Origin of the sequence: Rheinheimera sp. NSM (assembly GCF_052380015.1) — a bacterium.
Taxonomy (GTDB): Bacteria; Pseudomonadota; Gammaproteobacteria; order Enterobacterales; family Alteromonadaceae; genus Alishewanella.
Window position 1 is genome coordinate 129,490 of record NZ_JBQTCI010000003.1, and the last position, 12,704, is coordinate 142,193.

Consider the following 12,704-nt stretch of genomic DNA (forward strand, 5'->3'; position numbering starts at 1 on the left):
TCACCATTTCGGCCAAAGTTGCAAACTAAATAGCTAAGCACTCCCGGCAATCACGCTACGCAACTGTCCCCGGAAACAGCAGATTTTCACTAAGCCAGCGCAGGTATTCAGTGTCTCCTGTGCGCTAATAAGCCTATACTGCAGCACACTGTAACGTTAATGCAGGTTTGTATGTCTGATCCGATCATTCCGTCGCACATAGCCGCGCCGCTGCGCCAACAAGCTGAACAGCAGCTTCGTTCAGGTACGGCGCAGTTAAGCAATGCTTTTACCGCAAGTGCCGATGCGCTGGGCGTGCTTTACCGGCTTAGTAGTGTGGCCACTACTGCCGGTGACGGCCTGAAATTACTACATGAATTGCAAATTCATCAGGTAGAGCTGGATTTGCAGCTGGAGCAACTGCAACAGAATGAGCGCGAGTGTAATCACGAACTTGCTTGCTACCGCCAGTTCTTTGAACTGGCGCCGGCAGGCTGTTTTATTCTCAGCCTTGACGGCATGATTAGCGCCGCCAATGCTGCTGCGACAGACTTATTTGCCCACCTGGTTGCTAACCATGCAGAACTTCAACCTGCGCAGCTGACGGAACAACTGTGTGGCCGCTCAGTGTTATCGCTGTTTAGCGCGACATGCCGGCCAATGCTTAGCGCTACCCTGGCCCGGGTGCAACGCAAGCAACAAAGCGCGACGCTGATGCTGAGCACCGACGCGGCAGCAGCACGCACTTTGCGCCTGAGCGCACAGCTGAGCCCGGATCATAACGCTATATTGATTATGCTAACGTGAGCACTGCCAGCTCAACCAAAGCCGTAGCGGCTACCCCGCCCAAAGCCATAGTCGGTATTGGCGCCTCTGCCGGCGGTTTACAGCCGCTGGAGCAGTTCTTATCACACACGCCGGTGGACACCGGGCTGGCGTGGATAATAGTGCAGCATCTGGACCCGACACAAAAAGCCATGCTGGCAGAGCTGTTACAGCGTGCCACCGCCATGAAGGTGCAACAGGCGACCCAAGGCATGCAGGTAAACGCCAACCAGATTTATGTGATCCCGCCCAATACCGAGCTCAGGGTACATAATGGCGCCTTAAAACTGACTAAACCGACAGAGGCGCGCGGTTTGCGTCTGCCGGTAAATATCTTATTCCAATCGCTTGCCGATACCCTGGCTGAGAATGCTATCGGCGTGATTTTATCCGGCATGGGCAACGACGGCACTTTAGGGTCTCAGGCCATTAAAGCTGCCGGCGGCCTGGTTGCCGTGCAACAACCCGGGTCGGCGCAATTTGACTCGATGCCGCAAGGCGCTATTGCCGGCGGCGGTGTTGATATTATTGCAGAAGCAGCTGAACTGCCGGCACGGATCTTATCTGCTATGGCGCAAATGCCGTTTAATACAGTGCAGCCGTTAGCGGCGCAGATGGCTGCCCAAATAGAAAACGCGGCACAGCAGCCGGCACCTGACAGTGCGCTGCAGCAGATCATCACCCGGTTGCAAAGCCATACCCGGCACGATTTCTCGCTGTATAAAACCAGCACCTTGCAGCGACGCATTGAGCGGCGCATGGCGATTCACAATCTTGATAGCATGCAGCACTATGCCGATTTTCTCGCCGACAATCCGCAGGAAAACGATTTACTGTTTAAAGAGCTGCTGATTGGCGTAACGCAATTTTTCCGTGACACTGCGGTGTGGGATTATCTGACCGACAGCGCCCTGCCGGCACTGCTGCAACACAGCAGCGAAACAGCCCTGCGTGCCTGGTGTATTGGCTGCTCTACCGGCGAAGAGGCTTATTCACTGGCCATCACATTTTGCCAATTGTTGCAGCAACAACCGCAACTGCGCCGTTTCAGTTTAAAAATTTTCGCCTCTGATCTCAGCCCGGATGCGATTGCCCGGGCACGGCGTGGCCAATACCCGCTGGCGATCAGTGAGCATGTCAGTGCAGAGCAGCTGCAGCAGTTTTTTATCCGCCATGACAGCTATTACCAAATTAAGCAGCATATCCGCGACATGGTATTGTTTGCGCAACATGATGTGATACTCGACCCGCCCTTTACGCGGCAGGATTTAATTATTTGTCGCAACCTGCTGATCTATTTTGATACCCTGCTGCAGCGTAAGTTACTGCCGCTGTTACATTACAGCCTGCGCCCTAACGGCATCTTGTTGCTGGGCAGCTCGGAAACCATTGGCCGCAGCCAGAATTTATTTCAACCATTACAGGCCAGGTTACGGCTGTACTCGCGTAAGGATCCGCTGGCACATAGCGTGCGCAACCTGCCGGTACACTCGTTTCCGCCTTTATCAACCCTTGCTAAGGAGCATCCGGTGCCCAGTCAGAAAACCCCTTCGCCAGCGCCGGACAATCTGCAAACGGCAGCCGATCAGGTACTGCTACAGGTGTATGCCCCGGCGGCTGTGGTACTGAACAACGCCGGTGATATTGTTTATATCAGTGGCCGCACCGGTAAATACCTGGAGCCGGCCGCCGGTAAAGCGAACTGGAATTTCCATGCGATGGTACGCGAAGGGCTGCGCGCGCCGCTGGCTTTAGCACTACAACAAGCCGAAACTAAAGCAGCGCCGCTGCAATTACACCGCTTGCCGCTGTCTGGCGCAGACAACAGCATGCAGGTGGATGTGACGGTACAGGCGCTGCAGGAGCCGGCTGCGCTGCAGGGCATGACAATGGTGGTGTTTCGCGATGTTGCCGCGTCGCAACAGACAGATGCAGCAAGCGACATGGATTTTTCGCTGGCGGCCATACAGCAACAATACCTGGATGAAATTCAAACTTTACGTGAAGAAACCCGCACTTCCAAAGAAGAGCTGCAGTCAAGTAACGAAGAGTTACAATCGACCAATGAAGAGCTGCAGTCCACTAATGAAGAGCTGACCACCTCGAAAGAAGAAATGCAGTCGATGAATGAAGAGCTGCAAACCATTAATACCGAATTGCAGGCTAAGCTGGATGACCTGGCATTGGCGCAAAGCGATTTGCAAAATACGCTTAACAGCGTTGAAATTGCGATTTTGTTTTTAGATCAGCAATTAAACGTGCGCCGCTATACCGACCGCGCGGCGAATATTATTAACCTGCGGGAAAGCGATTTGGGCCGGCCACTGAGCGACTTAACCAGCAGCCTGCAGTATCCCGCCTTACACGAGGATGCACTGGACACCTTGCGCACACTTAAATTCAGCGAAAAACAAATTCCCACCACCGACGAGCGCTGGTTTTCGGTGCGTATTATGCCGTACCGGCGGCTGGATAATGTGATAGACGGCGTGGTGATCACCCTGGTGGATATCAGTGCGACGAAAAAGCTCGAAGCCGCACTGCGCGAAAAATCGCGCAGCTAACGGCCACAAGTGTACGGATAAAACCGCCAGTATCAGTTTAACAGCTGTAGCTGCGCTAATTGTTGATATAATGGACTGCTTTGCAACAGTTGCTGATGCGTGCCGCTGGCCACTAACCGGCCCTGCTCCAGCAGTAAAATACGATCGGCATTTATTACCGTGGCTAAGCGGTGGGCAATAATCAGCGTGGTTTTGCCTTGCATTAAATAATCCAGCGCCTGTTGCACCTGTTGCTCATTAACGGCATCCAGCGCGCTGGTGGCCTCATCCAGCAACAGTACCGGCCGGTCAGCTAAAATGGCGCGGGCAATGGCAATACGTTGCTTTTGGCCACCGGATAAACGTACACCGCGCTCGCCTAACTGGGTAGCGTAGTCGTCACTAAACTCACGAATAAAACCATCCGCCCGCGCCGCAATACAGGCAGCAATAACCTCTTGCTCTGTCGCATCAGGCCGGCCATAACGCACATTTTCCAGCACTGAAGTAGCAAAAATCACCGACTCCTGCGGCACCAGGGCAAACCGGGCGCGCAATACCGCTAAATCCAGCGCGCTGATATCCACACCATCCAACGTGATCTGCCCGGCTGTGGGTTGGTAAAAGCGTTGCAGCAACTGAAACAAGGTGGTTTTACCGCCACCGCTGGGCCCCACCAGCGCAACGCGCTCGCCGGGTTTAATGTCGACATTAAGCTGCGTAAGCACGGTTTTATCCGGCGCCAGCGGATAGGCAAAACTAAGCTGGCGGATGCTCAGCGCACCGGCAACCGGGGTGTTCAGGCTTAACGGCTGTGCCGGAGAGCGGATCTCTACCGGCGCTGTAGCAAGCTCAATTAAGCGCTCGGTAGCGCCTGCTGCACGCTGAATATCGCCTATTACCTCGCTGATGGTGGCGGCGCTGCCGGCTACCATAACGGCATAAAACATAAAGGCCGTCAGCTCGCCGGCACTGACCGCACCGGCCATCACATCACGGGCGCCAACCCAGCTTATCAACACCATAGCACTGATGCTTAGCAGCATGACTGCGGCAATCAGCAGCGAGCGGTAAAAAATACGCTGTTTTGCCGCCTGCATTACCTGTTCAATCCGATCGGCAAACAGCTGTTGATCTTGCGCTTCATGGCCGTACGCCTGCACAGTGTGTATTTCATGCAGGCTTTCATCCACATAAGCGCCGACATCGGCCAACCTGTCCTGGCTGGCGCGGGATAAACTGCGTACCTTACGACCCAGCACAATAATCGGCAGCAGCACCAGCGGTACCGCCAGCAGCACTAAACCGGTCATTTTAAAGCTGGTTAGCGCCATCATCAGCAAACCGCCGATAGCGGTTACCGCCGAGCGCAGCGCCATCGACAAGCTGGAGCCCACCACACTTTGCAATAAGGTGGTGTCAGCGGTAAAACGCGAAATGACTTCGCCGGTGCGCATCTGGCTATAAAACGCCGGCGACAGCTTCAGCATATGTTGATACACCCGATTGCGGATATCGGCACTTACCCGCTCACCCAGCCAGGTCATTAAATAAAAGCGGCAAAATACCGCAGCAGCGGCCAGCGCACACACCAGCAAAATAGCCAGCGTAATTTGGTTTAACCTGGCGGCGTTGCCGGCAACAAAGCCATCATCTACCAGCAGGCGCACGCCCTGGCCCAGTGCCAGCCAGCTGAGTGAGCCTATCAGCAAAAACAACACTGCCAGCATTACGCGGTTGCGGTATGGGCGTAAAAAACTGCCCAACCAGGGCAGCACGGCTATTTGCGGGGATAGCGTTATTTCTGCTGACACTGCTACGTTAGATGGTACAGCGAGGTGCGGGGTTTTATCAGTCATAGCCTGTGCTTAGTAGTTAACATTGCATTAGAGGTTAAAGTTGTGGCTGGCGCGGCAATTTAACAGTAAAGCAGCTACCCACGCCTGGTGTACTGCTAACATCAAGCACACCCTGATGTTTTTCAACGATGCTGCGCGACAACGGCAAGCCCAAACCAGTACCCTGGCCTTTGGGTTTAGTGGTGTAAAATGGCTCAAAAATGCGGCCAAACTGCGCCTCGTCCATGCCTTTACCATTATCGCTAACGCTAAACCAGACCCAGTTATCATCAAAGCCGGTACTGATACGGATAGTACCATGTTGCTCAATAGCATGAGCGGCATTCACCAGCAAATTAAGCAATACCTGGTTCAGCTGTGACGGAATACAACGCACCGGCGGCAACGCGGCAAAATCTTTCACCACCTCAGCTTTGTACTTTAATTCATTGCTGACAATATTCAGCGTTGACTGAATACCCTGGTGCAAGTCAGCATCGACAAATTCCGCCTCTTCAATATGAGAAAAGTCTTTTAGATCGTGAATAATATCCACTACCCGGTTCAGCCCCTGCTCGGATTCCTGCACCAGCTTGGGTAGGTCGGCACAGACATAATCAAAATCAAACTGTGCCAGCAGTGGTAAACGCTGCGCTTCATCAACCTGCAGGCTCAGTAGCTTAACCAGATTAATTAAACTGTCGGAATATTCCGCCAGCATTTTCATATTCGACGACACATAACCAATAGGGTTATTGATTTCGTGTGCCACCCCGGCCGCCAGCTGGCCTAAAGACGCCAGCTTTTCTGATTGCAACAATTGCTCTTTCAACACCAGCAGCTGCGCATCCAACCGCGCTATCTGTGCATCTTTGTTGTCATCGTCCTGGCTCATCACTCCCCCGTTTTGCTGTGGATCTGCTGCTGGTACTGCGCAAAGGCTTGCTTTATTTCGCTGCGCAGTTCGTCGTCCTGCCACGGCTTGGTCATAAATTTATAAATCGCACCTTTGTTTATCGCCTCGGTAACCGAGCGTAAATCAGTATAGCCGGACAACACAATACGAATGGTATCGGGGTACATATCTTTAACCTGGCTGAAAAACTCCGTACCGCTGACACCCGGCATACGTTGGTCGGACAAGATCACCTGCACCTGATTCAACGCCAATATATCGAACGCCTGCTTGGCGCCGGTACAGGTCAGCACCCGATAATTATCGCGCCGCAGCACCCGCTTCAAAGCACTGAGAATATTCTCTTCATCATCTACCAGCAGAATAGTTTGCTGATTACTGACCGACTCCGGCCGGATCTGCCGCTGTTGCGGGTATTGTTGGATAAATTGCTCAAGCTGGTCAGCTGGCATAGGTTTGGCAAAATAATAGCCCTGATATTCATCACACAGGCTTTTGCGCAGTAGCGCCACCTGGGCTTCGTTTTCCACGCCTTCAGCAATCACCCTGATATCCAAATGGTGCGCCATGGCAATAATGGCTCTGCTGATGGCCGCATCGCGTTTGTCGGTAACAATGTCGCGGATAAAACTGCGATCTATCTTCAGCTTATCCATTGGTAAGCGCTTCAGGTAATTTAAACTGGAATAGCCGGTGCCAAAATCATCAATCGATACCTTTACCCCCAACTGCTTTATTTGTTGCAGTTTGAGGATCACCTGTTCGGTGTTATCAAACAGCACTGACTCTGTCAGTTCAACTTCAAACCAGCGCGGCTCCAGGCCGTTTGTCTGCAAGGTATGTTGGAGATGTTCAACAAAATTACTGCGCTGAAACTGGATTGATGACACATTCACTGCCATCACCACAGAAGCAATACCGCGCGCTATCAACGACTGGTTATAGCGGCTGGCGTTATCCAGCACCCAGTTACTCAGCGGTACTATTTCACCGGTTTCCTCAGCCAGCGGAATAAACTCCTCCGGGCTGATAAAGCCTTGCTGCTCAGGCCAGCGCAACAGCGCTTCCAGCCCGATGATATCACCACTAACCGCATCAATTTGTGGCTGATAATACAGCTCAAACTCTTGATTGCTGATGGCTTTTTTTAGTTTTGCCCGCAAATTCAGTTGCTGATTCAGTGCAACATCCAAATCGGCGCTGTACCATTGGCAATTATTGCGGCCCAGTTGCTTGGCACGGTACATGGCCAGGTCAGCCTGTTGTACCATCTGCATCGGTTCAGATTGTGTATTGTCTGACAAACTGATACCAATACTGGCGGTGATATGCAGCTCCTGGCCGTCAACGTCAAGCGGCTGCGCCACTGCTGCCAGGATCCGCTCTGTTACCGGTAATACCTCATCTGCTGAGCTGAGATCGGTCAGCATTAACACAAATTCATCGCCGCCAATTCTGGCCAGGGTATCACCCGGCCGGATACAGGCGCTGATACGCATACTGCTTTGTTTTAATACTTCATCGCCGTTTAAATGGCCTAAGCTGTCATTTATCAACTTAAAACCATCTAAATCGATAAACAAAATGGCCACTTTCTGTTGGTTACGTTTACTGATTTGATAGCTCTGCGTCAGGCGGTCTTTTAACAGTGCGCGGTTAGGTAAACCGGTGAGGATGTCATGCGAAGCGTTGTAAGCCAGTTCCTGCTCGTAGTAGCGCTGCGCCGTAATATCGCTTTGCACACCAATATAATGGCCGATAAAGCCGTTTTCATCCGGCACCGGTGCCAAAAATAAGTTATTCCAGAACATACTGTTATCTTTACGATAATTCTTCAGTACCACACTACACTGCTGCTTTTGCGCTATTGCCCGTTTTATCTGATTTATCGCCAGAATATCGCGGTCATGGCCCTGTAAAAACCGGCAGTTACGCCCTAATGCTTCAGCAGCGCTGTAGCCGGTGAGCTTTTCAAACGCCGAATTAACATAAATCAGCGGCTGATCCTCAGCGGCAATGTCGACTATTACCACGCCGCTGGAGGTGGCATCTACCGCGTGCTTGTACAATCTGAGTTGGCGCTCAGCCTGCAGCCGCAGCGTAATGTCTTTGGCCATACCAAATACGCCGGCAATCTCGCCGTTGATCCAGATTGGCAGATTTATCACCTGCAACTCAATTTGCCGGCCGTGGCGGTTTAATACTGTCGTTTCATAGCGCTGAGCATGGCCCTGTGCTGCCAGTTGAAACTGCCGTGTTACCGCATCGAGCTTTTCCGGCAGGATTAGCCGGCTAAAATGCATCTGCTGTAATTCAGCTTCCGTCAGCCCCAGCAATTTGCAGCCCGCCGCATTCATATTGCTGAAATAGCCATTTAAATTAAAGGCATACACCGGCTCAGGGTTAAACTCATACAGGGAACGGTAGCGCTGCTCGCTGTCTTGTAGCAGACGTTTATGGTCAGCGCGCTCTATTGCCAAAGCAGCAAAACGACTGCAGCTAATCATCAGCTCCAGCTCGTCTTTACGCGCGGTTCTTGCCTCGCTGCAATACAGCGCAAAAGTACCTGCAACCTCATCCTGCGCCGACACCATCGGCATAGACCAGCACGCCTGCACCCCTTGTGCCTGCGCTGCCGCGGCATAAGCACGGCAATTTTCATCGCCGCCAATCGACGCTATCATGACCAGGCTTTTCTGATAAGCTGCCGTGCCGCAACAGCCGGCATTTTCCGCCACCGCCAGAGTATTAAGCGCCGCGCTAAAACCAACATTAAAAGAAGGTGCGGCTGCCAGTTGCAGTTGGTCGCCCTGCTTTAACATCACTGCCGCACGCACTATACTGCTTTGCTGCTCTGCCATCAGGCAAATACGCTGCAGGATATCAGGCAACGCCTGCTCGGTTGAGATCATTTTCAGTATATCTTGCTGTGCCTGCTGATATTGCTCAGCCTTTACCAACTCAGTAATGTCTCTGGCTATGGCATACAGCGTTTTGGCACCAGCCACATACCGCGATGACCACATTAAATGTACTAATGAGCCGTCCTTACGCAAATGCCGGTTACGGAAATTGCTGTTTTGCCCGCCAGGCTGCATGCGCAGCGCTTCAGCTTCAGTGCGCGCTTTGTCATCCGGATGAACAAAATCAATATAGCGCTGCTGCAGCAACTCCTGCCTGGAATAACCCAATACCGTTTCGCAGGATTCACTCAGTTCAATATAACGGCCGCGGTCATTAACGATACAGATCACATCGGCAGAGTTTTCCATAATCTGTTGCTGCTGCAGCTGTAACTGCTGCAATTGGTTCAGACTGTGGCGCAATCTGTCGTTACCTGCCATCAGACGTACACGATGCGACTGGCTTTGTTGATAATACTTTTGGCTTAACATCACCAGCAAGGTAGCTAACCATCCGGCCAGCAGAATCACCTCTGCTGTTCGTAATATCGCTTTGGCATCATTGTCCAGGTTAGTGTATACCGTCAGTTGCCACGACATGCCCGGTATCACATTAATTGCAAATTGCCCAACGCCGCTGACATCCGCCTGATTAATAGCAGAGCGATACAGCAGCCTGTCTGAGTCCTGCTGCAAACGGCCAAAATAGCCCTGCGCCAGCAACTGCGGTAAAACCAGCCGCAGCGCTTTGGCAAAATCAATACCTGCAACAATTTGTGCCACTCCGGCCTGATTACCGGGCGGCAATTTCGCCAGGATAAAGGCATGATCTGTAACGGTATCGTAATGCAGCGTTACGACAGGCTTAGTATTATCTGCTACCGGTTGTTGTAGCTGTGCGTCCCGGTGTTGATAGATATAGCGGTTAAACCAGGCCAGCACTTTGTCGTCCCGCGCGCCGGCATACAATACAGCTCCGTCAGCGTTCTGCACGGCCAGGTAGTCAATATAAGCATAATCGCGCAAATAACCCTGAATTTCAGTGCTAAGGTAAGGTGTTGTCAGTAGATGCTCTGCCACATTGATCCGCTCAGCCAAGCGGTTCACCAGAGCACGTTGCTCTGACATCATCTGCTCAACATTAAACTGCAGCTTGTCTGCAATCTGCTCAGCGGCCTGCTCTACTCTGTGTTGCAACTGATGGGCAAAATCAAACCATAATAAGGTGGATGCCAGCGCAATAAAGCACACCAGTAACCAGCCGCTGCTGCGCAGTTGCTCCACCGATGGCCGCGTTTTAACATAGGGCGCACTTAAGCCGGCAACCGCCAACAGCAATAAATAAAGCGCGGTATAAACAGAGGCCGATGCACTGGTGCCAAGCGCCATAGCAGGCAGAAAACCATGCTGCGCCAACAATACGCTGATACTAAAGCCGGCTAACAACAAATTACATAACAGCCTTAGCACAGTAAACAGCGGCCAGCGGCCGGCATTTTTACCACTGAACCAGCCGAACGAGCTCAGACACAACAGCAACAGTGCCAGACTTTGCAACAACGGCACTCTGGCCTGCGAACTTTGCCAGTTGATGGTTGCAGCGGTAGCGTCTGCCTGGTGCCACACCAGGCCGGCCAACGCGATCACGGCGATAACCAGATTAGCCTGTAACACCAGGATGCGTTTTTTACTGACAAGGCCCCACAACATCACTACCGCAGCGATAAACGCGAGTGCTGTATCCGGCAACATCACAAAACGGTCAACCCTGGCATCATGATGCAACAGCCAGCCGGATAGCAATAACACAGCGCCAAACAGCACAATAAGGCAGCTACTGTAAAACACACTGAGCCCCATTACCTTACTGATGCGAAATCCGCCGTTTATCATGTGTGTGCTGTAAGCCCCCCGCTAAGGCGTTGTAAGCATTCAACCAGTGCAGCTTTACTACAGGGTTTTTCTAAGCTGGCATGCAGTGTCAACCCCGTAGCCTGTTGGCTTAATGCTGATTGCAAGTCGCCGCTGATTAAAACACGCTGAATGGCCGGGTAATCGTGCTGCAACTGCAGCAATAATTCAGTGCCGCTGATACGTGGCATTTGCTGATCTGCCAGCACTATCTGCAGTGAACTTAAATAGGCTTGTTGCCATAACTGCTCAGGTTGTTGCAGATAAAAACCCTGATACACAGTGCCGCGCAGCATGCGCTGATAGGCGTTGAGAATAAAAGCATCATCGTCAATAAACAGGACGTTATACATCGGTATGGCCATGCTGCAGTAAAGTACGGTTCAGCTCTGTCAACAGCGCCAACCAGACGTCGGCTAATGCAGGCAACTGAGCCTGCAACACCAGCTGGTCTTGTTGTCTGGCGGCCTGCTCCAGCGCAGCGCACAGCTGCATCAGTTGCACGGCGCCTATCAGGCCGCACATACTCTTTAAACTGTGACATAAACGGGCGATATCAGCCGGCGCATTTTGTTGTGCCGCGCTTTGCAGCTGCTGCACATACTTAGTGGCCTCACGGCGAAAACCGGATAACGCCAGGGTAATAGTGGCGGCGCTGTCATCACCGTACATAGCAATCAGCACGTTCAGGTCCAGCACCGGCATTGCGGCTGCATCAGTCATGCCTGGCCTCCTGCTCATCATTTAATTGAATAATCGGCCGGTTACAGGTTTGCATCCACCAATACGACAGTTTTTTCAGCAGTGCCAATACCTGGGTATGGTGTTTAACATTAATAGCTGCTAATTCCGCAGCCAACGGTTCAAGCTTCAGTAAGCGCTGATTAAACAGCAGCCAGAAATCGTAACGCCGCTCTTTCTGCTTCATACTTTTGGCAATATGAAACAGGTAATCCATCGCTTCACAGGCGCGCTTACGTTCGCTTTCAATCGCCACCAGCTTGCAATTGCCGACAAACACATTGTGAAAACAACTGACATTAAAAGCGAAGTTGCGCAAACGGCGGTCAAGCTGAAAATAACCGGTAGTGGCATGTTCCGGCCAAAACAAAAAATCTTTTTTCTCCGGCTTCTCACCGGCCGGCGTCTCTTCTGCAGCCGCGTCGGCTTTTTGCTCCTGCTCGCGTACTATCGCCACACTGATTTTACGCGGTCCATCATCCGGCACTACTACTGCTTTGCTAAATTGATGGCCCAGCGCTGCATAATGCTGCGGGCCTTTGATGGGTTTGTCGGTTTGTAAATGATGCTGAATTTTCCGCGTCAGCAGATCAAAACTAATGGGTTTGGCCAAAAAATCATTTACATCATAGCTTTTGCATTGCTGGATCAGCTCAAGATAGGTATTGCCGGAAAAGATAATCACCGGGATGTCGTGCGGGGTGGCGTCAAAACTGCCACTGCGTAGTTGATACACCAGTTCCAACCCGGTTGGCGCCTTCATTTCAATATCGGTGATCAGTAAATCTATAGTTTCATTTTGCAGAATATCGGCCGCAGTTTTGCCATCCAGCGCTTTAAAAGCACTACAGCCCGGCACTTTATTGGCCACACCATGTAAAAAGTCACACATTAAAATTACATCGTCGACCACCAGCACATTGAATTGTTTCAGCAGCATAGTTCCCCTGTTTCGCCGTAGCATGCATTATCTAAGTGATACAACTGGTTAGATAATGAACAAAGAAAGTAATAAAGCCGAGTATACGCCTAAAAGCGGAAAATTTCT

Annotated in this window: 8 protein-coding genes; 2 read left to right on the top strand and 6 right to left on the bottom strand. The window is 51.7% G+C overall.

Annotated elements, in window-relative coordinates; translation table 11 throughout:
* The first annotated feature begins 171 nt into the window (after positions 1–171).
* Both ACTZWV_RS09925 and ACTZWV_RS09930 read left to right on the top strand, forming a co-directional pair.
* Positions 172–786, top strand: coding sequence for a PAS domain-containing protein (locus tag ACTZWV_RS09925; RefSeq protein ID WP_444786393.1), 615 nt, complete (start codon positions 172–174; stop codon positions 784–786).
* Positions 783–3,368 carry a chemotaxis protein CheB gene (locus ACTZWV_RS09930; protein WP_444786394.1) on the top strand — a complete coding sequence of 862 codons (2,586 nt, stop codon included), beginning with the start codon at positions 783–785 and terminating at the stop codon, positions 3,366–3,368. Before ACTZWV_RS09925 ends, ACTZWV_RS09930 begins: the two co-directional genes overlap by 4 nt.
* 32 nt (positions 3,369–3,400) lie before the next feature.
* Here ACTZWV_RS09930 and ACTZWV_RS09935 read toward each other — a convergent pair whose 3' ends face one another.
* From ACTZWV_RS09935 to ACTZWV_RS09960, 6 genes are read right to left on the bottom strand one after another with little or no spacing between them, the layout of a single operon-like run.
* Positions 3,401–5,206 carry an ABC transporter transmembrane domain-containing protein gene (locus ACTZWV_RS09935; RefSeq protein ID WP_444786395.1) on the bottom strand — a complete coding sequence of 602 codons (1,806 nt, stop codon included), beginning with the start codon at positions 5,204–5,206 and terminating at the stop codon, positions 3,401–3,403.
* 34 nt (positions 5,207–5,240) lie between these two features.
* Positions 5,241–6,080, bottom strand: a complete 840-nt coding sequence (locus ACTZWV_RS09940) for a sensor histidine kinase (RefSeq protein WP_444786396.1) — start codon at positions 6,078–6,080, stop codon at positions 5,241–5,243.
* The gene (locus ACTZWV_RS09945; RefSeq protein WP_444786397.1) at positions 6,080–10,897 is read right to left on the bottom strand and encodes an EAL domain-containing protein; all 4,818 of its coding nucleotides are present in this window, start codon (positions 10,895–10,897) and stop codon (positions 6,080–6,082) included. The genes ACTZWV_RS09940 and ACTZWV_RS09945 overlap by 1 nt, the downstream gene beginning before the upstream one ends.
* On the bottom strand, positions 10,894–11,268 hold the full coding sequence (locus ACTZWV_RS09950; RefSeq protein ID WP_444786398.1) for a response regulator: 375 nt from the start codon (positions 11,266–11,268) through the stop codon (positions 10,894–10,896). The genes ACTZWV_RS09945 and ACTZWV_RS09950 overlap by 4 nt, the downstream gene beginning before the upstream one ends.
* Positions 11,261–11,638 carry an Hpt domain-containing protein gene (locus ACTZWV_RS09955; RefSeq protein WP_444786399.1) on the bottom strand — a complete coding sequence of 126 codons (378 nt, stop codon included), beginning with the start codon at positions 11,636–11,638 and terminating at the stop codon, positions 11,261–11,263. Before ACTZWV_RS09955 ends, ACTZWV_RS09950 begins: the two co-directional genes overlap by 8 nt.
* Entirely contained in the window at positions 11,631–12,596 is a 966-nt protein-coding gene (locus ACTZWV_RS09960) for a response regulator (protein WP_444786400.1), read from the bottom strand. The genes ACTZWV_RS09955 and ACTZWV_RS09960 overlap by 8 nt, the downstream gene beginning before the upstream one ends.
* Positions 12,597–12,704: the final 108 nt, after the last annotated feature.